The organism is Pandoraea sputorum, from assembly GCF_000814845.2.
GTDB lineage: Bacteria > Pseudomonadota > Gammaproteobacteria > Burkholderiales > Burkholderiaceae > Pandoraea > Pandoraea sputorum.
In genome coordinates this window covers 1,057,254-1,082,671 of the sequence record NZ_CP010431.2, presented here as the reverse complement: position 1 = coordinate 1,082,671, position 25,418 = coordinate 1,057,254, and the positions used below count along the sequence as shown (strand labels likewise).

Here is a 25,418-nt window from a genome sequence, read left to right as displayed (position 1 = left end):
GAAACGCGTTGTCGCACTGCAGCAAAGTGTGGCGTAATCGCTACAATCCTACGCTTATCACCCTCGTCCCGCCACCCCGGAATCGCCCGGAGCGCCCGTGAATTCGACATCTACGCCTCAGACGCCCAGCAACAACCCCGCGGCCACGCACGCCGCACCGACCGGCACCGACCGCCTGTTTGCGCGCTTTCCGAGTTTCGCGCTCGCACTGGCGATGACGTTCGTCGGCACCAACGTCGGGATCGGTAAGACGATGGTCGCCGTCATGCCTGTGGCCGCCTTCGCGCTCTGGCGCTTCGTGATCGCCATCATTGCGCTTGCGCCGCGCTACCGGCCCTCGGCCATGCGGCGCGTCACCCGCAGCCAATGGGGCCACCTCTTCGTGCAGACGTTCTTCGGCACATTCCTCTTCACGTTACTCATGCTCTACGGCGTGCGCATGACGACGGCCACGGCTGCCGGGGTCATCACCGCGACGCTGCCTGCCTGCGTCGCGCTCCTGTCATGGGCCGTGCTGCGCGAACACCCGTCGCGACGCACGCTCGTGAGCATTGGGCTGGCGATTGCCGGGGTGGCATTGCTCAACGCCTCGCGCGGTGACGCCCACGGTGCGAGCGGGGCCGACGCCAGCAGCGGCGCATGGCTGGGTAACGCGCTGGTGCTGGGGGCCGTGGTCTGCGAAGCGATTTACGTGATCGTCTCGAAACGCCTCGCGGCCGAACTCCCCGCCATCGACATCTGCGCCTATACGCATCTGATCGGCGGCTTGCTGATGCTGCCGCTGGGCATCGTCGGGCTGATGGCGGTGGATTATTCGGCCCTCACACCCGGTCACTGGGCGCTCATCGTCTGGTACGGACTCGCCGCGAGCGTATTCTCGTTCTTCCTGTGGATGCGCGGCATTCGCCACGTCAGCGCTCAGCTTGCGGGGGTCTTCACGGCGATGGTGCCGGTCGCGGCCACGGCCTATGGCGTGATATTTCTGGGTGAGCGGCTGTCGGTCGCCCAAGGCGGTGCGCTGGCGCTGACGGTCGCGGGGATCGTGCTCGCAGCGCTGCCGTCCGCCGGTTCGCGAAAGACGCTATTGCCAGCCCGAGACTGAATCGGACGCGGTACCGTCGCCAAGACGTTGTAAAATGCCCGCCATGCCGGATAGCGCGCCGCGCTATCCGTGCCCGTGCACTTTGCTTGCGATTTGCGTAACCGATAACTTGAGCCCGCGTCACGAGGCGCAGGCTTACACCCCGTCAAAATTGCCATGTCGACTCCCGGCCGCCCGTCCGATGCGCCGCCGCGCACCATTCGTCCGATGCGTCCCCTGCCCCGCGTCATCTTCTTCAGCCGCTGGTTGCAATTGCCGCTGTACCTCGGGCTGATCGCTGCGCAAGGCGTCTACGTCTACAAATTCCTCGTCGAGCTGTTCCATCTGGTGACGCACGCCGCGACCTTCGACGAAACGCAGATCATGCTCGTCGTGCTCGGTCTGATCGACGTGGTGATGATCTCGAATCTGCTCATCATGGTGATCATCGGCGGCTATGAGACCTTCGTCTCGCGCCTCGGCGTGGAAGGCCACCCCGACGAGCCCGAGTGGCTCGATCACGTGAATGCCGGTGTGCTCAAGGTGAAGCTGTCGATGGCGCTTATCAGCATCTCGTCGATTCATCTGCTCAAGACGTTCATCGATGCCGCTCAGCAAACGCCGCACACGATCATGTGGCAAGTGATCATTCACTGCGCGTTCCTGCTTTCCGCCGTTGTCATGGCCTACGTCAACAAGATGACGAACGACAGCCATGCGCCCGCGTATGCGTCCGCGCAGCACTGAACAGAATTTAGCCGTAGCAAGTCAGTACAAAAAACCAGTCCCCACTAAGTCGAGAGCCGTTTCATGTCTACCGTCATTAAAGAAGACGACGTCATTCAGAGCGTCGCCGGTGCCCTGCAGTACATCAGCTACTACCATCCGGACGATTACATCCAGGCACTGGGTCGCGCCTACGAGGCCGAGGAAAGCCCCGCTGCCAAGGACGCCATCGCGCAGATCCTGACTAACAGCCGTATGTGCGCCGAAGGCCGCCGTCCGCTGTGCCAGGACACCGGCATCGTGACCGTGTTCGTGAAGGTCGGCATGAACGTGCGCTGGGACGCCAAGCGCAGCCTGACCGACATGATCAACGAAGGCGTGCGTCAGGCTTACATGCACCCGGACAACGTGCTGCGCGCCTCGATCGTCGCGCCGCCGGAAGCCGGTCGCAAGAACACCAAGGACAACACGCCCGCCGTCATCCACTACGAAATCGTGGAAGGCGACAAGGTCGACATCACGGTTGCAGCCAAGGGCGGCGGCTCGGAGAACAAGTCGAAGTTCGTGATGCTCAACCCGTCCGACTCGATCGTCGACTGGGTCGTGAAAACGGTCCCGACGATGGGTGCCGGCTGGTGCCCGCCGGGCATGCTCGGCATCGGTATCGGCGGCACGGCCGAGAAGGCCATGGTCCTCGCGAAAGAATCGCTGATGGACCCGATCGATATCCATGATGTGATCAAGCGCGGTCCGCAAAACTGGAACGAAGAGCTGCGTATCGAGCTGTTCGAGAAGGTCAACGCACTGGGCATCGGCGCGCAGGGCCTCGGCGGTCTGGCCACCGTGCTCGACGTCAAGATCCTCGACTACCCGACGCACGCCGCGTCCAAGCCGGTCGCCATGATTCCGAACTGCGCCGCGACGCGTCACGCGCACTTCACGCTGGACGGCTCAGGCCCCTCGTTCCTCGCAGCGCCCTCGCTCGACGCCTGGCCGAATGTGCACTGGGCGCCGAACACGGAAACGAGCAAGCGCGTCGATCTGGACACGCTCACGCCGGAAGAAATCACCAGTTGGAAGCCGGGTCAGACCCTGCTGCTCTCGGGCAAGATGCTCACGGGCCGCGACGCCGCACACAAGCGCATCGCCGACATGGTCGCCAAGGGTGAGCCGCTGCCGGTGGACTTCAAGGGCCGTGCGATTTATTACGTCGGTCCGGTCGATCCGGTGCGCGATGAAGTCGTCGGACCGGCAGGCCCGACCACGTCGACCCGCATGGACAAGTTCTCCGACCTGATGCTCGGCAAGCTCGGTCTGTCGGTGATGATCGGCAAGTCGGAACGCGGCCCGGCAGCGATCGAAGCCATCAAGAAGCAAAAGGCCGCTTATCTGATGGCCGTCGGTGGTGCCGCCTACCTCGTGTCGAAGGCGATTCGCGGCGCACGCGTGCTGGCCTTCGAAGACCTTGGCATGGAAGCCATCTACGAATTCGATGTCAAGGACATGCCGGTGACGGTGGCCGTCGACTCGACCGGTGTCTCCGTGCACCAGACCGGCCCGAAGGAATGGCAAGCCAAGATCGGCAAGATTCCGGTCGCGACTGCGTAAGCCCGACTGAGTCTGACGTCACGTCAGTCAGTTGAAAAAGCCCGGATTCGTCCGGGCTTTTTTTCGTCTTCCACCTGGCGGTCGACTGCGGTTTCGACGGTGAAAAATGCCTCGGAAGCGAGCGAGAATAACTCGCATTACCATTCACGAAAAGCCTTGTGGGGCTTGGCTTTCCACGCTTTTCAAGCTACTCTTCAACCGCTCGCAAATTGCTTAAGACAGGGATCCAAAATGAAAGGCGACAAGAAAGTCCTCGAACTCCTCAACGCCCAGCTCACGAACGAGCTGACGGCGATCAACCAGTACTTTCTGCACGCCCGCATGTACAACCATTGGGGCCTGACCAAGCTGGGCAAGCACGAGTACGACGAATCCATCGGCGAGATGAAGCACGCCGACAAGCTGATCGAACGCATCTTCATGCTCGACGGCCTGCCGAACCTGCAAGATCTGCACAAGCTGCTCATCGGTGAGAACACCGAAGAAATTCTGCAGTGCGATCTGAAGCTCGAATACCTCTCGCAGAAGACTTGCAAGGAAGGCGTCGCTCACTGCGAAAGCGTGAAGGACTTCGTCTCGCGCGAAATCTTCAACGAGATCCTGCACGACACCGAAGAACACATCGACTGGCTCGAAACGCAGATCGATCTCATCGGCAAGGTCGGCATTCAGAATTACCAGCAGTCGGGCATGGCGTCGTTCGAAGAATAAGCCCGACAACCCGCAAAACCCAGATAATAAAAGCGCGCCTCAGCCCTGCAGGCTCCGTATCCTCCGATATCGGATCGCAGGCTTTGCGCTAGAATTTCGGGGCCGGCAACTTGCCGGCCCTTTTTCATTTGCCATGCCCTCCAATGCGCCGATTGGCGTCTTCGATTCCGGCCTCGGTGGCCTCTCGGTCCTTCAGGCCATACGCGCTCTGCTTCCGCACGAGTCGCTCATCTATGTCGCCGACTCCCGCTACGCGCCGTACGGGGAGCGCCCGGACGCCTTCATCCAGCAACGCAGCCTCGCCATCGGCCGATGGCTGCGCGAGCACGGTGCCAAGGCATTCGTCGTAGCCTGCAACACCGCGACGGCGCATGGCGTGGCGGCGCTGCGGGCCGATAACGCCTGGCCGGTCGTCGGCGTCGAACCCGGGATCAAACCTGCTGCGGCCACGTCGCGCAGCGGCGTGATCGGCGTGCTGGCCACGGCCGCCACGCTGCGCAGCGCCCGCTTCGCAGATTTGCTCGCTCGTCATACTGCGCAAGGCCAACGCTTCCTGTGTCAGCCCGGGCATGGGCTGGTCGAACGCATCGAAGCCGGGGATGTCGATTCGCCTGCGGTGATGGCGCTGCTCGACAAGTACATCGCACCCATGATTGCCGAAGGGGCCGATACGCTCGTACTCGGCTGTACGCATTACCCCTTCCTGATTCCCGCCATCCAACGACATTTCGGTACTGCGTTGACGTTGATCGACACGGGCGCAGCCATCGCCCGCCAGCTTCAACGCCGTCTTGAAGAGACCGATCTGGCAGCCCCCGCAATTTCGGGCAGCGCGTGTGCCAGCGGCAGCATCCGGTTGTTCACCACCGCCAACGCCGCGGCACTGCAAACCATGGCGGATCGACTGATACCCGAAGCCCCTGCCGCGGCCGGTTCGACTGCTGCAACCGACGTGTCGCACATATCCGCCACATCCGGCGCTGTTTCCAATCACCCCGCAGCACCCCGCGTAGCCACCGTCGAGATTGCCGAAACCGCGCCGCAAGCCGCAGCCGGTCTGGCTTTGCCGTAAAACCTTCCCATGATTCCCGCTTGACGTCCTGTCCGTATATCCCTGAGGGGTATATGGGATAGGTCTATGGTGCTTGCAAAAGACGCCGACTTAAATAATAATTATTCTCATTAGTGTTACATTTTGACGTTTTCATCATGATCGTCTGCGTCTGCAAATCCGTTTCCGACCGTCAGATCAAGGCTTGCCTCGACGCCGGTGCCACCACCATGGAAGATCTTCAGATCGACCTTGGCGTTGCATTGTGCTGCGGCAAGTGCGGTCCGTATGTCCAGGAGATGGTGACCGGTGCCACGCCTTGCTGTGGCCGCTCGTGCGGTGGCTGCTGCCAGTCCGCGCATGTCGAGACGACGGAAGTCGAAGTCGTGATGGTGCGTCAGGAACTCGCATTGGCCGCTTAAGCGCCGTGCACGGGTCTTCGGACCCATGGAAATCCGCCTGCGTGACCGGCATCGACTGAGATCACGAGGCAACGGAGCCAGCCAGGCGTCTCAGGGCGTCATGCGCCAGCCAGCGACTTGTCACCCTGGAGGTGTCAGATGGAACTCCTGATTGGCTTTGTTTCGACGCTGTGTTTATCGTTTTTCCTGTTTCGAAGGTGAGTTGCAGCACGGTTTCCAACTCACTGTGTTCGCCGACCGCGCCCCTTGGCGCGGTTTTCCTTTGATCGTACGTCCGGCCGTTCCCGAACCCGAGGCTTCGCACACCGCGTCTCACTCACCGTTCATCGCCGCAATTTAGCGTACCCTAGCCGTTATCATGTCGACCGCCGTGCCCCCCGCCGTGACCTCATCCGGCCTTGCGCTCCAGCAATTCCGCGATCCATTGACGTCGCCGCGAACCCTTGCCGTTGCCGCAGCGATCGTCGTTGTCCACATTGCCGCCCTGATCGGGTTGTCGCACCTGCGCAACGATCCTGAAAAGGCGACGATCGAGCCGACGACGTTTACCGCCACGATCATTCCGCTCACGCCCGCTCCGACGCCTCCGCAACCCGCGCCGCCCAAACCGCAGCCGGAACCGCCCAAGCCGAAGGTCGCGCCGCCGCCGCCCAAGCCGCGCGAGCAGCCCAAGAACGCCATCACGCAAAAAACCGAACCGGTCGCCCCGCCGCAACAAGCGCAGGTCGAGCCGGTGCAGAACGCAGCGCCCACGCCGCCGGCACCGCCCGCACCGGCCCCGGCACCTGCGCCGTCAGGCCCGATCGAAGGTCTCGCCGTGAAGTGCGATGAGCCTCGCGTGGCCTACCCGACGCAATCGCGTCGCGTCGGCGAAGAAGGCACCGTCACGTTGCGTCTCGTGATCGACACCCGCGGGGTGGTCTCGAGCGCCAACGTCGTCAAGTCGAGCGGCTTCCCCCGCCTCGATCAGGCCGCCCGCACCGCCGCGCTGGCGATGCGTTGTGCGCCCCCGATGCAAAACGGCCGTGCGGTGGAAGCCGCCGCGACCAAACCGTTCAATTTCAATCTGAACGACTAACGAACGCTAAACGAACGCTAAACGAACGATTAACGAATTGGATCTTCCGAGGAACGCAAAATGCAAGAGTATGGTTTGAGCCACGTCTGGTCGCAGGGCGATTTCGTCACTCGCGCCATCGCGATCGTATTGCTGGTGATGTCGGTGCTGTCGTGGACGGTCATCATCATCAAGGGCACGCAAGTCTTCCGCCTGAGCCGCCTCACGCGCACCGCCGAGCCGGACTTCTGGCACTCGGAGAATTTCTCCGCCGGTCTGCAAAAGCTGGGCGAATCGGGTCAGAACAACCCGTTCCTCGCGCTGGCCCTCGCCGGTCAGGACGCCGCCGAACATCACCGTCAAAGCCAGCCGCATCTGCACGACAAGATGGACGTAAGCGACTGGATCACGCGCGCACTGAAGAACTCGGTGGACGATACGGTGTCGCGTCTGCAAAGCGGCCTGGCCATGCTGGCCTCGATCGGCTCGACCTCGCCGTTCGTCGGTCTGTTCGGCACGGTGTGGGGCATCTATCACGCCCTGCTGGCCATCGGCGCATCGGGTCAGACCACCATCGATAAGGTCGCAGGTCCGGTGGGCGAAGCCCTGATCATGACGGCCTTCGGTCTGTTCGTCGCCATTCCGGCCGTGCTCGGCTTTAACGCCCTGACGCGCGCCAACAAGGGTATCGTCTCGAAGCTCAACCGCTTTGCACACAGCCTGCACGGTTACTTCCTGACGGGCGCCAGCGTGCACTCGACGCAGTTCACGAACAACGTCACGCCGGTGCGCAAGTCGACGTCGGCCAGCGCCAGCTAAGCCGCCGCGCAAGACAAGGAGTTCGCTATGGCTATGGGTTCATACAGCAGCGACGACGGTGCCGATGACGCGATGATGAGCGAAATCAACATGACGCCGCTCGTCGACGTCATGCTGGTGCTGCTGATCATCTTCATCGTGACGCTGCCGGTGCTCAATCACGCGGTCAAGCTCGACCTGCCGCAGGCGAGCAGCCAGCCGGAAGACACGAAGCCTGCCAAGGTCGACCTGTCGATCCAGGCAGACGGCAGTGTCTTCTGGGACAAGCAGCAGATCGACGACGACACGCTCAAGGCACGTCTGGCGCAGGCCGCCGAAGCGCAGCCGCAACCGGAACTGCACCTGTTCGCAGACAAGAGCGTGCGTTACGAAAGCGTCGCCAAGGTGCTTTCAGAAGCACAGACGGCCGGCGTGACCAAACTCGGTTTCGTGACCGAACCGGCGAAGTAGTTCGTGAAGTAAGCCGGTAAATCCACGAATCGCAGATGAAAAAGGCGCGGTGCCAGTCACCGCGCTTTTTTTCGTCCGTATGGTTCGAAATCCGTTGAGATTTCACGAACTCATTACCTATTGTTCCAATCGGGTAACAATCCTTCCTGTGTTACGGGCTACTCCCGGTGCCATACGTCCGCATATAGTTGGGACATGACAACGGATGTCGGCGACAACCGAAGCGGCTGTGAGGCACGCTTGACTCGCACATCCCCAACAGGAGAACGCCCCCATGAGCACCCCCTACTCCCGCCCGGTTGCCCGCGTGTTTACCGCAGCGCAAACGCAGGAAGGCGCTGGTTTTCACGTCAACCGCCCGTTCCCGACGCGCATGATGATGGACTTCGATCCATTCCTTCTGCTCGACGAAATGGGCCCGATGCAAGTGGCCCCCGGCGACGCCAAGGGCGCGCCAGATCACCCGCACCGTGGCTTCGAAACCGTTACTTACCTGCTCGCTGGCGAGATGGAGCACCGTGACTCGCAGGGTCACGCAGGCAAGCTCACGCCGGGTGATGTGCAGTGGATGACGGCCGGTGCCGGGGTGATTCACTCGGAAGAGCCGTCGCATGCGTTCCAGCAACGCGGCGGCGAGATGCACGGCTTCCAGCTGTGGGTGAATCTCCCGAGCACCGACAAGATGATGACGCCGCGCTATCAGGAGCTGCCCGCCGCCGGTATTCCCACGGCGACGAGCGACGACGGGAAGGTCTCCGTGCGCGTGATCGCCGGCGAGGCGCTGGGCACACGCGCCGCCATCGAAACACGTACGCCGATTCTGTACCAGCACTTCACGCTGCAACCCCAGGCGCTGCTCGATCATCCTGTGCCCGCAGATTTCAACGTGTTCGCATACGTCATCGATGGCGAAGGACATTTCGGTGCGGAGTCTACGCCAGCCAAAGCCCATCAGATGGTCGTGTTCGGCACGGACGGCGAAGGCGTGACAGTGCGTAACGATGGGGACAAGCCGCTATCGTTCCTGCTCATCGGCGGCAAGCCGCTGGGCGAGCCGGTGGCGCGATACGGCCCGTTCGTCATGAACACGGAAGGCGAGATTCGTCAGGCGATTCTCGACTTTCAGGCGGGACGTATGGGGCACATTCCAGCGTCCGTGTCGCGCACCTGACGGGACACCGCCAGCGCATAGCGCACCTGCCCGCTCACGAAACCGCATTCACGTCGTGAGTGGGTGGGGGATGCATCGTCATACGCCGACGGTCCGGCGAAATTGGGTCACAATGACACTCAGAGTACGCCGCAAGCGTTGAGTGTTTTGTGACCCGATGCTTTTGATGTCGCCGATTCCACCGAAAGCCGGATCAGCGGATCATCGTGACGGGCCGTTTTCATCGAAGTGATCAGGACTCATCCAGACCTCCAGGAGCTGCCATGGCCGCAGAAGCGATTGTCACCGCCCACTTGGGCGCCGCCGGATACACCACCCAACTGTCGGACGGCAAACACGAATGGCTTGCCGATGAGCCCGAATCGCTGGGCGGCGGCAACCTCGGCCCGGCCCCGTCGGCGCTGCTGCTCTCGAGTCTGGGGGCCTGCACGTCGATTACGCTGCACATGTATGCACGCCGCAAGGAGTGGCCGCTGAAGGACGTCAAAGTGACGCTGGCGATGAATCCGGATGGCAAGCCGCCCGCTGGCACCACGCAGATCACGCGCAAGATCGAACTGGCGGGGGATTTATCGGAGGAACAGCGTCAACGCCTCTTGGAAATCGCCAATGCGTGCCCAATTCACAAGGTGTTGTCCGGCACCATCGCCATCGACAGTTCGTTGGTTGAGTAATATCCGGCACGCGGCTGGCGCGATGTTGTTACACGCCAGCCCTCATCGACAGAAGGGGAAATATTCTTGCAGTACGAACACCTGATCGAGGTCAACGACCTCCTGAATCCGCTGACCTTCGCGCTCTCGCGCGATCAGCTGTGGCGTGGCCTCGTGCTGCGTGCCGAACAGCCGGAGGCATTCGTGCTGGGACTGGACGAGTGCACGATGCTCGAACGCACCGAAGACACGTTGAGCCGCGAACTGCGCTTCGGCGAGACCGTTGTGCTGGACCGGGTCGTCTTCGAGTCCATGCAATCGGTGCGCTACGAGACGGCAGCGACCGACGCGCACGCAGGTGGCACCCTTACGATGCGTATCGAAGAGCCAAATCCGACGCATCTTTTCGTACGATTTACGTATAGCACGACGTTACAAGAAGACGCCGTGACCGCCGACACACGCTACAGCGAGTTTGTGAAATCGGCCTACCGCGAAGCCGACATCGACACCGTCCGTCGAATTCGCGAGCTTGCCGAGCAAGGCGCATTGGGCTGATCGACCGTGCGGGCCTTGTGGCCGGGGATGCCGTCGATTCGGCTGCCGTGTTTGCTGGGGGGTGCATCCCACCGTCCAGCAAACACAATTTAGACGAAAACTACTGAAGAAATAAACGCAATAGCCAAATTCAAATATAAATGGGAATGATTCTCATTTAAGATTCTTCTCACAGTCAGCCACACGGATGAGCGAGATGACCGCAAGCCACACCACTGCCCGCCAGACCACGCCCGCCACGGCACCGCGCCGCACCTTGTCGGTGTCGCGCACGCAAGTGGCCAGCCCGGCGGCAGAAAAGCCGGCCACCAGCCAAACCACCGGTCGCGTGCTGACGAGCGATCACCTGCTGCAGGGCACGCAATGCGTGAACATCCTGCACAACGGCCAGACTTACCAACTACGCGCTACGCGTTACGGAAAGTTGATCCTGACGAAGTGAGCGATTGAGTTCAAAGCAGTAGACGTCAAGCAGTCAGGCTTTTTTTAACGAATTTTGGTGGCGGCGAGACCACGACCTTGCCGTCACCTTCACCGAGTTTTGTGGGGACCACCTCGCCTAAGAGGTGTTTGGCAGTAGCCAGCGAACGCAACGCGATCCCATGTAGTTACGGCAAGCCCCTCTCTACCTGCGTTGCGCGCCAGCCAAGCCGCTTTTTTTGTCCATCCACTCGGGTTTCATTGATGTTCTCCTCGTGACGAACCTGCCAAGCCTCAGGTTTGTCATACGGCCTGACAAGCCTTTAACCCGTTCGCGAGAACGGGTTTTTCTTTTTGCGGCGCAAGGTTTGACGTACAAAAAAAAGCATCGCCAACTTTCATTGGCGATGCTTTTTTGCTTTCTGCGCTGTCACGGCACCAGATGCCGGGCCAGCGTATGGTGACGCGCGATGCCAGGCGGATGAATTACGCGCCGGTGACGGCTGCGATGCCCGCGCGGGCGATTTGCGCGTCCTGGTTCGACTTCACACCCGACACACCCACGGCGCCGATCACGTTGCCGTCGACAACGATAGGCACACCGCCTTCGAGCATGGCCGTGTTCGGTGCGCTCAGGAACGCGAAGCGGCCACCGTTGATCATCTCTTCGAATGCACCGCTCTCACGACGGCCGACAGCCGAGGTCTGCGCTTTGCCCAGCGACATCATGGCCGTGCTTGGAGCGGCACCGTCCATGCGATACAGCGACAGGGCATGGCCACCGTCGTCGACGATCGTAATGCACACGTTCCAGCCGTTCGAAGTGGCTTCCGCTACGGCGGCCGCGTTGATCTTCTGCACGTCTTCAACGGTCAGGACAGCTTTCGTCTTCATACGTCTCTCTCGTTTAGGGTTGGCAAGTCATGGAGCCCGCATGACGGCAAAGCTCCGAATCATCATCGTCTTTTGTGTTTCCGCCAGCGACGACCGCTCAATGTCCCACACTCAGCGCCATCCACTCGCGCAGCGACACACGCGTAGTGCGCAAGCCGTCGAGCGTTGGCCACCAGCCGGATGCGGCGTCGGGCTCCAACGCGTTGGCGTCGCAGCACGGTGCGGGTACCACCGTGAGGCCAGCACGCACGAACTGGTCGCGTGCGCGGCGCATATGCCAGGCGTTCGTGACCAGGTAGACGCGCGTCACACCGACGTTGGTCAGCATGCGCGCGCTGAAAATGGCGTTTTGCGCCGTGTTCAGTGATTGTCCTTCGATCCAGCGTACCGGTACGCCAAACTCCTCCTGAAGGACGTTCGCCATCAGTTGCCCTTCGGACACCGGATAGCCCGACGGCGCACCGCCGGAGACGAGTACGGGCAATTGTGCGTGCCGGGCCAGGAATGCGCCGTAGCGCACGCGAGCGATCGCGCCCGGAGGCAGATCGACGCCATCGCGCCGGCCATACTCCGTCGCGCCGAGGCTGATGCCGCTACCCAAAATGACGACCGCCTGGGGACGGGTCGACGTGTTGTCCGAGGAATTAGACAGATCGGGCGGCGCTGACGCCTGTGCCTGATGTGCCACCTCGACGGCCTTGATATCGAGCGCGGGACCGACGTCGAGCGAACGTGCCAGCTGGTTGCTGAACCACGGTGTCGCCTGCAACCAGAGTGCAAGCGCCGCCGCGATGGCCAGCGCCTTACCTACTCTCGGAAAACGCCGCCAGCAGATGACCCCGAGTCCTGCCAGCACCAGCACATTGGCAGGCGGCAGGAAGAGACTGACGAGGAGGTTTCGGGCGAGCCAATCGAAGGGCATCCGGCGAGTGTACTGGACTGCACAGCAGAGTGCACCCCTTTCTCTATGACACGTCGCATGTCCCGAACGATCGTCATCGGGGTGACGAAAAAAACCCACGCAAGCGCGTGGGCGTCATCCGTCATCAATTAGTTACGCGGGACTGGCATCGCGCGATGCACGTCAGGCCAGCAGACTTCTCAGCATCCACGCGTTCTTTTCGTGCAGTTGCATGCGCTGCGTGAGCAGGTCGGCGGTCGGCTCGTCCGAGGCTGCGTCGACGATCGGGAAGATGCCGCGCGCAGTGCGCGTCACGGCCTCCTGCCCTTCGACCAACTGGCGAATCATCTCTTCAGCCGCAGGCACGCCCTCTGCCTCGGGAATCGACGACAGCTTTGCGAATTCCTTGTACGTGCCCGGCGCCGGGTAGCCGAGCGCACGGATTCGCTCCGCGATCTGATCCACCGCCAGTGCGAGTTCGTTGTACTGCCCCTCGAACATCAGATGCAGCGTGTTGAACATCGGACCCGTCACGTTCCAGTGGAAGTTGTGCGTCTTCAGATACAAAGTGTAAGTGTCTGCCAGCAGATGGCTCAATCCCTCGACGATGCGCTTGCGATCCTTGTCGCTGATACCGATGTTCACGCTCGCCACCCGGGATGCATTGCTTTTCTTTGCCATGATTTGACTCCGTTTGCTGTGCCGTCTTCCGAAAACGTCGAAACGTTGGAAAACGTGCTGAATAAAAAGACTCGACGGCGACCGGCGTCGGTCTCCGTATTTTCCTCAGGATGGTCGTCACGTCATTCCGGTTACACTGCGCCCTATCCGAACAAGTCAGCCGAGCCTGCTGCCAACCTCCCGTCGATGCCCATACGCCTTACCGGAACGTCGCACGCAAACGCCGTCGCTCAAGACGCCGCGCCTCCCGCCCAGCCGCTTCTGCCCCGCCAGCTTCTGGTGACGCCCGATGTCGCGTCGCGCGCACACATCGCCGACTTCGCCTCGCAACTGGCGCAGGCGCTCGCGCGCGGCACTCGCCTCGTCCAGTTGCGCAACCGTTCGCTCGATGCCGACGGCTACCGCGCGCTGGCGGAAAGCGCGTTGGCGCTCACTCACGCAGCCGGGGCGCAACTCATTCTGAATCCGCCGCACGATGTGGCCGACCGTTGGCTCGACGCTCCCCAGGGCATGCACGCCGGGACGGTGCCACAAGCGGACGGCTGGCATCTGACGAGCGAACGCCTCATGGCCTGCGAGAAGCGTCCGGCAGGCTGGAAACTGATGAGCGCCGCCTGTCACAATGCCGCACAACTGACGCAGGCTTCGCAACTGGGGCTGGACTTCGTGACGCTGTCACCAGTGCTCGCCACCGCCACTCACCCGGAAGCAACGCCCCTCGGCTGGCCAGCCTTCACGGCACTCGCCGCGCAAACCACGCTGCCCGTCTTCGCGCTCGGCGGCATGCGCGCGGAGACACTCAATACCGCCCGCAACGCTGGTGCTTATGGCATCGCCGCCATCCGTGCCTTCTGGCCCGCAGCCTGAAAAAAACGTCGCGAAGACGGTCTGCCCGTCCCCGCAACCGTACTGCGCCGACTGAATGAAGCTCCGGCAGTCACGCTGCCGGAACTCTCAACAGTGATGCCTTACTTCGCCAGTGCCTTGCGTGCGGCGATCACGCCTTGCGCATAGGCCGGATCAATCTTGTCGAAGTGCGCAATCTGGCGTTCGGCGACGTCGTCCGGCACCCCTTGCATCGATGCGGCAATGTTGCCGAACAGACGCCCCTTCTGCGCATCGTCGAACAGACGGAACAACGCGCGCGGCTGCGAGTAGTAATCGTCGTCTTCTCGATGATCGAAGCGATCGGCCACGGCGCCCACCGCCTGCTGCGGATCGCGATACTCGGCCTGTTCGGCAAACGCACCGTAACGATTCGGCTCGTAGTTCGGCGTACTGCCCAGATTGCCGTCCACGCGCATTGCACCGTCGCGATGGAAGCTGTGATGGAACGGGCACTTCGGCGCGTTCACGGGAATCGCACTGTGGTTCACCCCGAGGCGATAGCGCTGCGTGTCGCCGTAGGAGAACAGACGTCCCTGCAACAAGCGGTCGGGCGAGAAGCTGATGCCCGGCACCACGTTGCCCGGATTGAACGCCGCCTGTTCGACGTCGGCAAAGTAGTTCTCCGGATTCCGGTTCAACTCCAGCACGCCGACGTCGATCAGCGGGTAATCCGCGTGCGGCCACACCTTCGTGATGTCGAACGGGTTATAGCGATACGTGGCGGCATCCGCCTCCGGCATCACCTGCACCTGCATGCGCCAGCGCGGGAAGTTGCCAGCTTCGATGGCGTCGAACAGATCGCGCTGATGACTTTCGCGATCGTCTGCCACGACCTGCGCCGCTTCGGCGTTCGTCAGATTCTCCACACCCTGCATCGACTTGAAGTGGAACTTCACCCAGAACCGTTCGTTCGCCGCATTAATGAAACTGAACGTGTGCGAGCCGAAGCCGTGCTGCTGCCGGTAGTTCTTCGGAATACCGCGATCGCTCATCAGGATGGTGACCTGATGCAGCGACTCGGGCGAGCGCGACCAGAAATCCCAGGCAGCCGTAGGGCTACGCATGTTGGTCTTCGGATCGCGTTTTTGCGTGTGGATGAAGTCGGGGAACTTGAGCGCGTCGCGAATGAAGAACACGGGCGTGTTGTTGCCCACGAGATCCCAATTGCCTTCGTCGGTATAGAACTTCAGCGAGAATCCGCGCACGTCGCGCTCGGCATCGGCCGCACCGCGCTCACCTGCCACGGTGGAAAAGCGCAGGAACACCGGCGTTTCCTTGCCCACGGCTTCGAACACGCGGGCACGGGTGTACTTCGTGATGTCGTGCGTAATGGTCAGCTTGCCGAACGCGCCCGAGCCTTTCGCGTGCACGCGACGCTCCGGAATCACTTCTCGGTCGAAGTGTGCGAGCTTTTCGATCAGCCAGACGTCTTGCAACAAAGCCGGGCCACGCGGGCCAGCCGTTTGCGTGTTCTGATTGTCGGTGACCGGCGCGCCTGCGGCGGTCGTGAGTTTCATCTTGTCGGACATGTGACGCTCTCCTGTTTCCTGGTTCCTGATCGGTCGATGGTTTGCGACTTGCTTAACTTGAGCGGCTTAGGCCCCCATCAGGGCGAAGTCGGCAAGTACGTGTTCCAGCGTGGTTTCGATGTCGTGCAAATAGGCCTTGAGTTGGGTCATTGCGGGCACCTCGAATGCGTCTTTCTGCGGTAGGGATTCGCGCCTGGCGGCTTGGGCTTCTCTATGTGGCCCGGTTTCAAGCGCGTGGGTCTAGATTAATTATTTATATTAAAACGGTCGAATTAATCGTTTTTATATATGCAATAGGCAAAAACAATACGCCGCGGCACAAGGCAGCGGCGTAGGGCGTGTACGACAGGGAAACGGGGGATAGGAACCGGGCGTAAGCGTCCGGTCCTGGGTGCGCTCAGTTAGACGTCGCGGGCAGATCGAGAGGGATGATGCCCGGCAGATCGCACTTGGCAATCGCCTGCGCCACCGCTTCGATGGCTGGCAGACGCGTGAAGCTCTTGCGCCACGCGAGCACGACGCGACGGTCCGGCACCGGTGCCGAAAACGGCACATAGCTCAGCAGACTGTCCGGCGCCTGCTTTTCAGGCACGGACGTCTTCGGCAGTACCGTGATGCCCACGCCGCTCGCGACCATATGGCGGATCGTTTCGAGCGATGACCCCTCGAACGTCTTCTGGATGCCGTCGGCGTTCTGCGAGAAGCGCATCAGTTCCGGGCACACGCCCAACACGTGATCGCGGAAGCAATGGCCGCTGCCGAGCAACAACATCGTCTCTTGCTTGAGGTCTCCGGCATCGATACGCTCGCGGCCCGCCCACGGGTGCGAGCGCGGCAGCGCCACGACGAACGGCTCGTCATAGAGCGGGCGCACCATCAGGCCACTCTCCGGGAATGGCAGCGCCATGATGGCGGCGTCGATTTCGCCTTGCTTGAGCAACTCGATGAGCTTGAGCGTGTAGTTCTCTTGGAGCATCAGCGGCATCTGCGGCGTGGTCTCGATCATTTGCTTGACGAGCGCCGGCAGCAAATACGGTCCGATCGTGTAGATCACGCCAAGGCGCAGCGGTCCGGCGAGCGGGTCGCGTCCCTGCTTGGCGATTTCCTTGATAGCGATGGTCTGTTCGAGCACGCGCTGCGCCTGCGCCACGATCTGCTCGCCGAGCGGCGTCACGCTGACTTCCGCCGCGCCGCGCTCGAAAATCTGAACGTTCAGCTCGTCTTCGAGCTTCTTGATGGCCACCGAGAGCGTCGGCTGGCTGACGAAACAGGCTTCCGCCGCGCGACCGAAATGGCGTTCACGTGCCACCGCCACGATGTACTTGAGTTCCGTGAGGGTCATGTCGTCCTAACCTGTGTAAATTAATCGAACCGATGAAATCGATAGATTTTGTTTTTTATAGCACAATCGGGCGGCAATTGCCCGTTTACGACCGCGCGCGTGAGACGTTCTTCCCGTCAACGTCTCATGCAGCGGCTGCCACGCCTCGCGCGTGGCTGTCAGGCTTTCAGATAATCTTCACGCGCGCCGAGCCATCGCTCCAGATGCGCGGCAACCGCGCCCGGATGTGACTTCAGCAGCGCATCGGCAGCTTCCTGCGCGCCCGGAATCATCCAGGCGTCCTCATTGAGATCGACGAAGCGCAGCATGGCCGCGCCCGACTGACGCGCGCCGAGAAACTCTCCGGGGCCACGGATTTCCAGATCGCGCCGGGCGATGATGAAGCCGTCGGTGGTTTCGCGCATCGTCTGCAAACGGGCTTTTGCGCCCATCGACAGTGGCGAGGCATACATCAGCAAACAGACAGATTCGGCCGAGCCGCGACCGACGCGTCCACGCAACTGGTGCAACTGAGCAAGACCGAAGCGCTCGGCGTGTTCGATCACCATCAGTGACGCATTGGGGACATCCACGCCCACTTCGATGACGGTCGTCGCGACCAGTAAATGTGTGTCGCCACGCGTGAAGTCCTCCATCACGGCGGCCTTCTCGGCGGGCGACAGACGTCCATGCACCAACCCCACCCGCAACTCCGGCAACGCCGCCACAAGCTGCGCGTGCGTATCGACAGCGGTCTGCAGCTGAAGCGCCTCGCTCTCCTCGATCAGCGGACAAACCCAGTACACCTGACGCCCGGCCAGCGCCGCCGCGCGCACCCGGTCGATCACTTCCGGGCGGCGCGTGTCGCTGATGAGTTTCGTCACGACGGGACTACGGCCCGGCGGCAGTTCATCGATGACGGAGACGTCGAGATCGGCGTAGTACGTCATGGCAAGCGTGCGCGGAATCGGCGTGGCGCTCATCATCAACTGATGCGGCATGGCGTTCGGGCCCATGCCCGCCGTCTGCATCTTGCTGCGCAATGCAAGCCGTTGCGCGACGCCGAAGCGGTGCTGTTCATCCACGACCGCCATGCCGAGACGCGCGAACGTGACCGTGTCCTGAATGATGGCGTGCGTGCCGATGACGAGCTGCGCTTCGCCGCTGGCCACACGTGCCAGCGCTTCGCGCTTTTCCTTCGCCTTCATGCTGCCCGCGAGCCACGCGACTTCCACGCCCAGCGGCGTGAGCCACGCCGAGAGCTTGCGCAGATGCTGCTCGGCGAGGATTTCGGTCGGCGCCATGATCGCAGCCTGAAAGCCGGCGTCGATGGCTTGCGCGGCGGCCAGTGCGGCGATGATCGTCTTGCCGCTGCCGACGTCGCCTTGCAGCAGACGCTGCATCGGATGCGCTTCGGCCAGATCGGCGCGGATCTCAGCCCAGACGCGCTGTTGCGCGCCCGTCAGCTTGAACGGCAATGCCGCTTCGAAACGTTCGAGCAAACCACCTTTTACGTGCTCACCCAGCGACGGGGCACGCAAACGGCGACGTGCCGCCTGCGCCCGTTTGAGCGAGAGTTGTTGCGCGAGCAATTCCTCACACTTGATCCGTAACCACGCCGGATGCGAACGCTCCATGAGCGCCGTCTCCGACACGTTCGGCGGTGGCGCGTGCAGCAAATGCACGGCGTCGGCCAATGCGGGCAGCGGATGGTCGGGACCGATGGCGTCTTGCAGCAAGCCGGGCGGCAGCAGTTCGGGCAGCGGCGTTCGATCCATCGCGTTATGGATCGCTTTGCGCAGATAGGCCTGCGACAGGCCGGCTGCGCTCGGATAGACCGGCGTCAGCGATTCGGGCAGCGGTGCGGCGGCGTCCTGTACCACGCGGTACGCGGGGTGGACCATCTCCAGACCGAAGAATCCGCCGCGCACCTCGCCCCGCACGCGCACTCGCGTGCCGATGGCGAGCTGTTTTTGCTGACTGCCGTAAAAATTCAGAAAACGCAGCACCAATTCATGGCCTTCGTCGGCGATGCGTACGACCCACTGACGTCGCGGACGGTAAGCGACGTCGCTCGCCGTGACCACGCCTTCGACTTGCGCCAGTTCGCTCGGCAGCACTTCGCCGATCTTGCGCAACGTGGTTTCGTCCTCGTAACGCATCGGCAGATGCAGGATCAGATCGATGTCGCGCTTGAGGCCCAGCTTGGCGAGCTTGTCGGCGCTGCCGGCCGCTTTCTTTGCGGCGGGCTTGGCGTCTTTCGCAGATTTGGCGGACTTGCTGGCCTTTGTGGATTTTGCCGCCTTGGGATCGGTGGCGTCTGCGCTTGCGTCGCTTGTTGCACCGCTTGTCACGTGTTTGGCGGCGGCCTTCGTGCCGCGCTTCGCTGCTTTCGTTACATTCGCTCCAGGACGGGCGTCGGCCCGCGCGCTTGCCGCATCGGCAAGATCCACGAGGTCGGCGGTGGCGTCGTCAGGCGCGGTGGCGGGCATTCTGCGTTCGGTCATGCAGTCGCGAGTCAGGGCTTGGGAAGCGTTTGGACGAAACAAGTAAAATGTCGGTTGCTACGCATTGTAAACGCTGATGTATACCCTTTCCGATTTCGATTTCGACCTGCCGCCCGAACTGATCGCGCAGACCGCGCTCACCGAGCGTACCGCCAGCCGCTTGCTGGAGGTCGACGGCAGCGTCACGCCGCCGCACCTGTACGACCGCAGCTTTGCCGATCTGCCCGGCCTGCTCGCCCCCGGCGACCTGCTCGTGTTCAACGACACACGTGTCATCAAAGCGCGCCTGTTCGGTCAGAAAGCCAGCGGCGGCAAGATCGAAGTGCTCGTCGAGCGCGTGATCGACAACCGCACCGTGCTGGCACAGATCCGTGCCAGCAAGAGCCCCGCGCCCGGCACCGTACTGCATTTGGCGGATGCTTTCGACGTCACCGTCGGAGAACGCGTCGAGCCGTTCTACACGCTGCACTTCCCCGAAGACTGCTACACGCTGCTGGAAACCTACGGCCGTCTGCCGCTGCCGCCGTACATCGAACACGATGCCGACGCCGCCGACGAGACCCGTTACCAGACCGTCTACGCCCGCAATCCGGGCGCCGTGGCCGCACCGACGGCCGGCCTGCACTTCGACGACGCCCTCTTCGCCCGTCTCGACGCCCTCGGCGTCCAGCGCGCCACGTTGACCCTGCACGTGGGTGCGGGCACGTTCCAGCCCGTGCGCGTAGACAACATCGGCGAACACAAGATGCACTCGGAGTGGTACGAGATCACGCCCGCGCTGGTCGACGCCATTGCCGCCACCCGTGCACGCGGCGGCCGGGTGATCGCCGTTGGCACGACGTCGATGCGCGCGCTGGAATCGGGCGCTCAAGCCGCGCTCGCCGCCGGGGGCGCACCCGGCACGCTGCGCGCCGGCAGCGCCGAGACGGACATCTTCATCACACCGGGTTACCGCTTCCAACTGGTCGACCGGCTCGTGACCAACTTCCACCTGCCCAAGTCCACGCTGCTCATGCTCGTGTCGGCGTTCTCGGGCATGGAGACGATCCGCGCGGCCTATCGTCACGCCATCGAGCAGCGTTATCGCTTCTTCAGCTATGGCGACGCGATGATCCTCTCGCGCGTAGAGATTCAGGACACCCCGAAGGCTGCCGCCTGAATCCCGGACGGCCGTGGCGTCCAGGGCCGTCCGACCAAGTACAATACCGCCTTGGCCGCGCATGGGGCGCTGGCCGCTTTTTTGACGTCCCGCGCGGGCGCCGGCTTGTTTTGCCGGTGGTGCCGGGGCGCACGACACATGCTCAAGTTCGAACTCATTACCACCGACGGGCAAGCCCGCCGGGGGCGCGTCACACTCAACCACGGTGTGGTCGAGACGCCCATCTTCATGCCGGTCGGCACTTACGGTTCGGTCAAGGCGATGTCGCCGGTCGAACTCGTCGAGAACAACGCCCAGATCATCCTCGGCAATACCTTCCACCTCTGGCTGCGCCCGGGCCTGGAGACGATTGCCGCGCACGGCGGTCTGCACCGCTTCATGGGCTGGGATCGCCCGATTCTCACGGATTCGGGCGGTTTTCAGGTGTTCAGCCTCGGCGATCTGCGCAAGATCAGCGAAGAAGGCGTGAAATTTGCGTCGCCCGTGAACGGCGACCGCCTCTTCCTCTCGCCCGAGATCTCGATGCAGATCCAGCACGTGCTCAATTCGGACATCGTCATGCAGTTCGACGAATGCACGCCGTACGAGATCGACGGCCGTCCGGCCACGGAAGTCGAGGCCGGCCAGTCCATGCGCATGTCGCTGCGCTGGGCCAAGCGCTCCATCGACGAATTCAACCGTCTTGAGAACCCGAACGCGCTGTTCGGCATCGTTCAGGGCGGCATGTACGAGCATTTGCGCGACGAATCGCTCGCCGGGCTGTCGGAACTGGACTTCCACGGCTACGCCATCGGCGGACTGTCGGTCGGCGAGCCGAAGGAAGACATGATGCGCGTGCTGGAACACGTGGCGCCGCGTCTGCCCGCGAACAAGCCTCATTACCTGATGGGCGTGGGCACGCCGGAAGATCTGGTGGCCGGTGTGGCCGCCGGCGTCGACATGTTCGACTGCGTGATGCCCACCCGCAACGCGCGTAACGGCTGGCTGTTCACGCGTTTCGGCGATCTGAAGATCCGCAATGCGTCGCACAAGACCGATACGCGCCCGCTGGACGAAACTTGCGGCTGTTACGCCTGTCGAAACTTCTCGCGCGCCTATCTGCACCACTTGCAGCGAGCCGGGGAGATTCTGGGCGCGCGGCTCAACACCATCCATAACCTGCATTACTATCTCACGCTGATGCAGGAAATCCGGGATGCCATCGAAGCGCACCAATTCGACGCGTTCGTCGCCAAATTCAAGGCCGATCGCGCCCGCGGTGTGCAGTAACGTGGCCGGTGCGCCGAGGCGTTTGGCTCGGCCACCGAATCCCCCGGGAACGGGGTCGGGCAGTGGTAAAATGCCGGGCTTGGATGCTGCATCCTCGCACCGAAACACACGCCGCGCGTGTCCTGAGACCGGCCACACGCGGCTTTTACACGTCTTACATAAGGAGAACCGAACGTGCTGATTTCCGAAGCCTTCGCTCAGACGGCAGGCGCCGCCAGCCCGACCAGCAACCTGATGAGCTTCTTGCCGCTCGTGCTGATGTTCGTGGTGCTGTACTTCATCATGATCCGTCCGCAGATGAAGCGTCAGAAAGAGACCCGCAACATGCTGGCCGCACTCGCCAAGGGCGACGAAGTCGTGACCTCGGGTGGCCTGGCCGGTCGTATCTCGAAGGTCGGCGAAACCTTCGTGACCGTTGAAATCGCCGACAACGTCGAGATCAACGTGCAGAAGGGCGCTATCACCACGTTGCTGCCGAAGGGCACCATCAAGGCGCTCTGATCGTTTGCACCACCGCACGCGGCCGCCCTTACCGGCGGCCGCAGTGCATGGCGACGCCGGTCTACACGTCCTGCGTTGCCATGCAAGACGGTCTGAAGCACGGTTTGCCACGAGGCATCACCCTAGCCCGCTGCTATGAATCGCTATCCTCTCTGGAAGTACATCGTCATTCTGGTGGCCCTCGCCATCGGGGTGCTCTACACGCTGCCGAACCTGTTCGGTGAAACGCCGGCGGTACAGATTTCCAGCGTCAAGGCGACCGTCAAGGTCGATCCCTCGACGCTCTCGCGCGCCGAAGACGCGCTCAAGGCTCAGAACATCGCCTATACCGGCGCAGTGTTCGACAGCACGGGCAACAACCCGAGCGTGCGTATCCGCTTTGCCGATACCGACACGCAGCTGCGCGCCAAGGATCTTCTCCAGACGTCGCTGAACACCGACGCGACCGATCCGACTTTCGTCGTCGCGCTCAACCTGCTCTCGGCCTCGCCGGAATGGCTCTCCAAAATCCACGCGCTGCCGATGTACCTCGGCCTCGACCTGCGTGGCGGTGTGCACTTCCTGCTGCAAGTCGACATGGCTGGCGCCATCACCAAGCGTCTGGATGCGTCTGCCGCTGACGCCCGTACGCTGCTGCGTGACAAGAACATCCGCCACAACGGCGTGACACGCACGGACACCGGCATCGAAGCCGCGTTCAGCTCGCAGGCAGACGCCGAGCGCGCCCGCAACGCGCTGAGCGACGGCCTGCCCGACCTCTCCTACACCACGCAGCCCGCTGCGAACGGCGCGTTCAAGGTCGTGGGCGCGTTCACGGAAGCCGCCCGCCGCGCGGTGCAGGACAACGCCGTCAAGCAGAACATCGTCACGCTGCATAACCGGGTGAACGAACTGGGCGTGGCCGAACCGGTGATTCAGCAGGAAGGCCCGGACCGCATCGTCGTGCAGTTGCCCGGCGTGCAGGACACCGCCAAGGCCAAGGACATCATCGGACGTACCGCAACGCTTGAAGCACGTCTGGCCGATCCGGATGCCCCGCGCATCGTGTCGGCCGACACGCCGGTGCCGCCGCAGGACGAACTGTTCCTGCACGGCAACGGTGCACCGGTCCTGCTCAAGCGTCAGGTGATCTTCAGTGGCGACCGCATCACGAGCGCCTCGGCAGGCTTCGACGATCACCAGCAACCGTCGGTGAACATCAAGCTCGACGCCGCCGGTGGCCGTGTGCTGCGCGACGTCTCGCGCGACAACATCGGCAAGCCGATGGCCATCGTGCTGTTCGAGAAGGGCAAGGGCGAAGTGCTCACTGTGGCGACCATCCGCGGCGAACTGGGTCAGAGCTTCCAGATCACCGGCATGGGCTCGGCACAGGGCGCAAACGATCTGGCGCTGCTGCTGCGCGCCGGCTCGCTCGCCGCGCCGATGGAAATCATCGAAGAACGTACGATTGGCCCGAGCCTCGGTGCCGACAACATCCATAAGGGTGTCGACTCGGTGATGTATGGCTTCCTCGCCATCGCCGTGTTCATGATGGCGTACTACATGCTGTTCGGCGTGTTCTCGGTCATCGCACTGATGTTCAACCTGCTGCTGCTCGTGGCTGCGCTCTCGCTGATGCAGGCCACGCTCACGCTGCCGGGTATCGCCGCTATCGCGCTCACGCTCGGTATGGCCATCGACGCGAACGTGCTGATCAACGAACGTATCCGTGAAGAGTTGCGCGGTGGTGCGTCGGCCCAGAAGGCGATTTCGCTGGGCTTCGAACATGCCTGGGCGACCATTCTGGACTCGAACGTGACCACGCTCATCGCCGGTCTGGCGCTGCTGGCCTTCGGTTCGGGTCCGGTGCGCGCGTTCGCTGTGGTGCACTGCCTGGGTATTCTGACCTCGATGTTCTCCGCCGTGTTCTTCTCGCGCGGTCTGGTCAACCTGTGGTACGGCGGCCGTCGCAAGCTCAAGTCGCTGGCGATCGGTCAGGTCTGGCGCCCGGATGGTGCGACGAACGCACCCGACGCAGGCGAGCAATAACCGCAGGCGCGAGAGGAAACAGTCATGGAATTTTTCCGCATCAAGAAAGACGTGCCGTTCATGCGGCATGCCCTGATCTTCAACATCGTCTCGGCGCTCACGTTCGTGGCGGCGGTGTTCTTCCTGCTCACGCGGGGCTTGCACCTGTCCATCGAGTTCACCGGCGGTACGGTCATGGAAGTGGCTTATACGCAGGCAGCCGATCTCGAGAAGATCCGTGGCGAAGTCGGCAAGCTCGGCTATCGCGACGTGCAGGTGCAGAGCTTCGGCACCTCGCGCGATGTGATGATCCGCCTGCCGATTCAGAGCGGCCCGGACGGCAAGCAGGTCACCAGCGCGCAGCAAAGCGATGCTGTGATGACCGCGCTCAAGGCCGACGCCCCCGACGTGTCGCTGCGTCGCGTGGAATTCGTCGGTCCGCAGATCGGGCACGAGTTGTTCACGGACGGTCTGCTGGCGCTGACCTTCGTGGTCGTCGGCATCATCATCTACCTGTCGTTCCGCTTCGAATGGAAATTCGCCGTAGCGGGCGTGATCGCCAACTTGCACGACGTGGTGATCATTCTCGGCTTCTTCGCGTTCTTCCAGTGGGAGTTCTCGCTAGCCGTGCTCGCGGGGGTACTGGCCGTGCTGGGCTACTCGGTGAACGAATCGGTCGTTATCTTCGACCGGATTCGCGAGACGTTCCGCAAGATGCGCAAGGCGACCGTGCAGGAAGTCATCGACCACGCCATTACGACGACGATGTCGCGGACCATCATCACGCACGCGAGTACGGAAATGATGGTGCTGTCGATGTTCTTCTTCGGCGGCCAGACGCTGCACTACTTCGCACTCGCCCTGACCGTGGGTATTCTGTTCGGTATCTACTCGTCGGTGTTCGTGGCCGCAGCGCTTGCGATGTGGTTCGGCGTGAAGCGCGAAGACCTCATCAAGCATGGCAGCAAGGATGACGAAGAAGGGCTGGATCGCAACGATCCGAACTTCGGCGCACGTGTCTGATTCACGTGTCG

Annotated in this window: 25 protein-coding genes; 19 read left to right on the top strand and 6 right to left on the bottom strand. The window is 62.4% G+C overall.

Annotation, left to right across the window (positions count from 1 at the left end):
* Positions 1-214: 214 nt before the first annotated feature.
* The 13 genes from NA29_RS04955 (at position 215) to hemP (ending at position 10,749) form a co-directional block, all read left to right on the top strand.
* Positions 215-1,102: a DMT family transporter gene (locus NA29_RS04955; protein ID WP_039402384.1), complete on the top strand. Its 888-nt coding sequence runs from the start codon at positions 215-217 to the stop codon at positions 1,100-1,102.
* Positions 1,103-1,258: 156 nt separating this feature from the next.
* Positions 1,259-1,828 (top strand): TIGR00645 family protein, encoded by a 570-nt coding sequence (locus tag NA29_RS04950; protein ID WP_039396366.1) that lies wholly within the window; start codon positions 1,259-1,261, stop codon positions 1,826-1,828.
* Positions 1,829-1,891: 63 nt separating this feature from the next.
* On the top strand, positions 1,892-3,415 hold the full coding sequence (locus NA29_RS04945; RefSeq protein ID WP_039396362.1) for a fumarate hydratase: 1,524 nt from the start codon (positions 1,892-1,894) through the stop codon (positions 3,413-3,415).
* 231 nt (positions 3,416-3,646) lie between these two features.
* Positions 3,647-4,126, top strand: coding sequence for a bacterioferritin (gene bfr / locus NA29_RS04940; protein WP_039396360.1), 480 nt, complete (start codon positions 3,647-3,649; stop codon positions 4,124-4,126).
* Between the two features lie 133 nt (positions 4,127-4,259).
* Positions 4,260-5,198, top strand: a complete 939-nt coding sequence (murI, locus tag NA29_RS04935) for a glutamate racemase (protein ID WP_039396357.1) — start codon at positions 4,260-4,262, stop codon at positions 5,196-5,198.
* Positions 5,199-5,335: 137 nt separating this feature from the next.
* Entirely contained in the window at positions 5,336-5,599 is a 264-nt protein-coding gene (locus tag NA29_RS04930; RefSeq protein WP_039396355.1) for a (2Fe-2S)-binding protein, read from the top strand.
* A gap of 358 nt (positions 5,600-5,957) precedes the next feature.
* On the top strand, positions 5,958-6,677 hold the full coding sequence (locus tag NA29_RS04925) for an energy transducer TonB (protein ID WP_052252530.1): 720 nt from the start codon (positions 5,958-5,960) through the stop codon (positions 6,675-6,677).
* A gap of 60 nt (positions 6,678-6,737) precedes the next feature.
* On the top strand, positions 6,738-7,475 hold the full coding sequence (locus NA29_RS04920; RefSeq protein ID WP_039396352.1) for a MotA/TolQ/ExbB proton channel family protein: 738 nt from the start codon (positions 6,738-6,740) through the stop codon (positions 7,473-7,475).
* Between the two features lie 27 nt (positions 7,476-7,502).
* On the top strand, positions 7,503-7,925 hold the full coding sequence (locus NA29_RS04915; protein ID WP_039396348.1) for an ExbD/TolR family protein: 423 nt from the start codon (positions 7,503-7,505) through the stop codon (positions 7,923-7,925).
* Between the two features lie 274 nt (positions 7,926-8,199).
* Entirely contained in the window at positions 8,200-9,096 is an 897-nt protein-coding gene (locus NA29_RS04910) for a pirin family protein (RefSeq protein ID WP_039396345.1), read from the top strand.
* A gap of 263 nt (positions 9,097-9,359) precedes the next feature.
* Positions 9,360-9,770, top strand: a complete 411-nt coding sequence (locus NA29_RS04905; protein WP_039396342.1) for an OsmC family protein — start codon at positions 9,360-9,362, stop codon at positions 9,768-9,770.
* A 66-nt stretch (positions 9,771-9,836) separates the two neighbouring features.
* Complete coding sequence (locus tag NA29_RS04900) at positions 9,837-10,307, top strand: SRPBCC family protein (protein WP_174555897.1); 471 nt, start codon at positions 9,837-9,839, stop codon at positions 10,305-10,307.
* 196 nt (positions 10,308-10,503) lie between these two features.
* Complete coding sequence (gene hemP / locus NA29_RS04895; protein ID WP_371328956.1) at positions 10,504-10,749, top strand: hemin uptake protein HemP; 246 nt, start codon at positions 10,504-10,506, stop codon at positions 10,747-10,749.
* A 464-nt stretch (positions 10,750-11,213) separates the two neighbouring features.
* Here the strand turns inward: hemP and NA29_RS04890 are convergent, their stop codons facing one another.
* From NA29_RS04890 to NA29_RS04880, 3 genes are all read right to left on the bottom strand, one after another.
* Complete coding sequence (locus NA29_RS04890) at positions 11,214-11,621, bottom strand: GlcG/HbpS family heme-binding protein (RefSeq protein WP_039396331.1); 408 nt, start codon at positions 11,619-11,621, stop codon at positions 11,214-11,216.
* 97 nt (positions 11,622-11,718) lie between these two features.
* Positions 11,719-12,543 carry a YdcF family protein gene (locus tag NA29_RS04885; protein WP_039396328.1) on the bottom strand — a complete coding sequence of 275 codons (825 nt, stop codon included), beginning with the start codon at positions 12,541-12,543 and terminating at the stop codon, positions 11,719-11,721.
* Positions 12,544-12,705: 162 nt separating this feature from the next.
* Complete coding sequence (locus NA29_RS04880; protein WP_039396325.1) at positions 12,706-13,203, bottom strand: Dps family protein; 498 nt, start codon at positions 13,201-13,203, stop codon at positions 12,706-12,708.
* Between the two features lie 279 nt (positions 13,204-13,482).
* Between NA29_RS04880 and NA29_RS04875 the strand changes: the two genes are divergently transcribed.
* Positions 13,483-14,070: a thiamine phosphate synthase gene (locus NA29_RS04875; RefSeq protein ID WP_224786954.1), complete on the top strand. Its 588-nt coding sequence runs from the start codon at positions 13,483-13,485 to the stop codon at positions 14,068-14,070.
* A 101-nt stretch (positions 14,071-14,171) separates the two neighbouring features.
* Here the strand turns inward: NA29_RS04875 and NA29_RS04870 are convergent, their stop codons facing one another.
* The 3 genes from NA29_RS04870 to recG form a co-directional block, all read right to left on the bottom strand.
* Positions 14,172-15,620 carry a catalase gene (locus tag NA29_RS04870; protein WP_039396322.1) on the bottom strand — a complete coding sequence of 483 codons (1,449 nt, stop codon included), beginning with the start codon at positions 15,618-15,620 and terminating at the stop codon, positions 14,172-14,174.
* A 397-nt stretch (positions 15,621-16,017) separates the two neighbouring features.
* Positions 16,018-16,962 (bottom strand): LysR substrate-binding domain-containing protein, encoded by a 945-nt coding sequence (locus NA29_RS04865; protein ID WP_039396318.1) that lies wholly within the window; start codon positions 16,960-16,962, stop codon positions 16,018-16,020.
* Between the two features lie 158 nt (positions 16,963-17,120).
* Positions 17,121-19,448: an ATP-dependent DNA helicase RecG gene (gene recG, locus NA29_RS04860; RefSeq protein ID WP_039396314.1), complete on the bottom strand. Its 2,328-nt coding sequence runs from the start codon at positions 19,446-19,448 to the stop codon at positions 17,121-17,123.
* A gap of 76 nt (positions 19,449-19,524) precedes the next feature.
* Here recG and queA point away from each other — a divergent pair, with 76 nt between their 5' ends.
* From queA to secF, 5 genes are all read left to right on the top strand, one after another.
* Positions 19,525-20,607, top strand: a complete 1,083-nt coding sequence (gene queA, locus NA29_RS04855; protein ID WP_039396311.1) for a tRNA preQ1(34) S-adenosylmethionine ribosyltransferase-isomerase QueA — start codon at positions 19,525-19,527, stop codon at positions 20,605-20,607.
* 138 nt (positions 20,608-20,745) lie between these two features.
* Entirely contained in the window at positions 20,746-21,876 is a 1,131-nt protein-coding gene (gene tgt / locus NA29_RS04850) for a tRNA guanosine(34) transglycosylase Tgt (protein ID WP_039396307.1), read from the top strand.
* A 234-nt stretch (positions 21,877-22,110) separates the two neighbouring features.
* A complete protein-coding gene (yajC, locus tag NA29_RS04845) occupies positions 22,111-22,377 on the top strand; it encodes a preprotein translocase subunit YajC (protein WP_231965171.1) in 267 nt (88 codons plus the stop codon).
* Between the two features lie 135 nt (positions 22,378-22,512).
* Positions 22,513-24,405 carry a protein translocase subunit SecD gene (gene secD / locus NA29_RS04840; RefSeq protein WP_039396300.1) on the top strand — a complete coding sequence of 631 codons (1,893 nt, stop codon included), beginning with the start codon at positions 22,513-22,515 and terminating at the stop codon, positions 24,403-24,405.
* 24 nt (positions 24,406-24,429) lie between these two features.
* Positions 24,430-25,407: a protein translocase subunit SecF gene (gene secF / locus NA29_RS04835; RefSeq protein ID WP_039396297.1), complete on the top strand. Its 978-nt coding sequence runs from the start codon at positions 24,430-24,432 to the stop codon at positions 25,405-25,407.
* Positions 25,408-25,418 lie beyond the last annotated feature (11 nt).

What these genes read in the sequence shown, in the direction of transcription:
- murI (WP_039396357.1), top strand. Translation starts at nt 4,260, where the DNA reads ATGCCCTCCAATGCGCCGATTGGCGTCTTCGATTCCGGCCTCGGTGGC.
- secD (WP_039396300.1), top strand. Translation starts at nt 22,513, where the DNA reads ATGAATCGCTATCCTCTCTGGAAGTACATCGTCATTCTGGTGGCCCTC.
- NA29_RS04905 (WP_039396342.1), top strand. Translation starts at nt 9,360, where the DNA reads ATGGCCGCAGAAGCGATTGTCACCGCCCACTTGGGCGCCGCCGGATAC.
- NA29_RS04880 (WP_039396325.1), bottom strand. Translation starts at nt 13,203, where the DNA reads ATGGCAAAGAAAAGCAATGCATCCCGGGTGGCGAGCGTGAACATCGGT.
- tgt (WP_039396307.1), top strand. Translation starts at nt 20,746, where the DNA reads ATGCTCAAGTTCGAACTCATTACCACCGACGGGCAAGCCCGCCGGGGG.
- NA29_RS04915 (WP_039396348.1), top strand. Translation starts at nt 7,503, where the DNA reads ATGGCTATGGGTTCATACAGCAGCGACGACGGTGCCGATGACGCGATG.
- bfr (WP_039396360.1), top strand. Translation starts at nt 3,647, where the DNA reads ATGAAAGGCGACAAGAAAGTCCTCGAACTCCTCAACGCCCAGCTCACG.
- yajC (WP_231965171.1), top strand. Translation starts at nt 22,111, where the DNA reads ATGAGCTTCTTGCCGCTCGTGCTGATGTTCGTGGTGCTGTACTTCATC.
- NA29_RS04925 (WP_052252530.1), top strand. Translation starts at nt 5,958, where the DNA reads ATGTCGACCGCCGTGCCCCCCGCCGTGACCTCATCCGGCCTTGCGCTC.
- queA (WP_039396311.1), top strand. Translation starts at nt 19,525, where the DNA reads ATGTATACCCTTTCCGATTTCGATTTCGACCTGCCGCCCGAACTGATC.
- NA29_RS04865 (WP_039396318.1), bottom strand. Translation starts at nt 16,962, where the DNA reads ATGACCCTCACGGAACTCAAGTACATCGTGGCGGTGGCACGTGAACGC.
- NA29_RS04890 (WP_039396331.1), bottom strand. Translation starts at nt 11,621, where the DNA reads ATGAAGACGAAAGCTGTCCTGACCGTTGAAGACGTGCAGAAGATCAAC.
- NA29_RS04945 (WP_039396362.1), top strand. Translation starts at nt 1,892, where the DNA reads ATGTCTACCGTCATTAAAGAAGACGACGTCATTCAGAGCGTCGCCGGT.
- secF (WP_039396297.1), top strand. Translation starts at nt 24,430, where the DNA reads ATGGAATTTTTCCGCATCAAGAAAGACGTGCCGTTCATGCGGCATGCC.
- NA29_RS04885 (WP_039396328.1), bottom strand. Translation starts at nt 12,543, where the DNA reads ATGCCCTTCGATTGGCTCGCCCGAAACCTCCTCGTCAGTCTCTTCCTG.
- recG (WP_039396314.1), bottom strand. Translation starts at nt 19,448, where the DNA reads ATGACCGAACGCAGAATGCCCGCCACCGCGCCTGACGACGCCACCGCC.
- NA29_RS04950 (WP_039396366.1), top strand. Translation starts at nt 1,259, where the DNA reads ATGTCGACTCCCGGCCGCCCGTCCGATGCGCCGCCGCGCACCATTCGT.
- NA29_RS04930 (WP_039396355.1), top strand. Translation starts at nt 5,336, where the DNA reads ATGATCGTCTGCGTCTGCAAATCCGTTTCCGACCGTCAGATCAAGGCT.
- NA29_RS04955 (WP_039402384.1), top strand. Translation starts at nt 215, where the DNA reads ATGACGTTCGTCGGCACCAACGTCGGGATCGGTAAGACGATGGTCGCC.
- NA29_RS04870 (WP_039396322.1), bottom strand. Translation starts at nt 15,620, where the DNA reads ATGTCCGACAAGATGAAACTCACGACCGCCGCAGGCGCGCCGGTCACC.
- NA29_RS04910 (WP_039396345.1), top strand. Translation starts at nt 8,200, where the DNA reads ATGAGCACCCCCTACTCCCGCCCGGTTGCCCGCGTGTTTACCGCAGCG.
- NA29_RS04920 (WP_039396352.1), top strand. Translation starts at nt 6,738, where the DNA reads ATGCAAGAGTATGGTTTGAGCCACGTCTGGTCGCAGGGCGATTTCGTC.
- hemP (WP_371328956.1), top strand. Translation starts at nt 10,504, where the DNA reads ATGACCGCAAGCCACACCACTGCCCGCCAGACCACGCCCGCCACGGCA.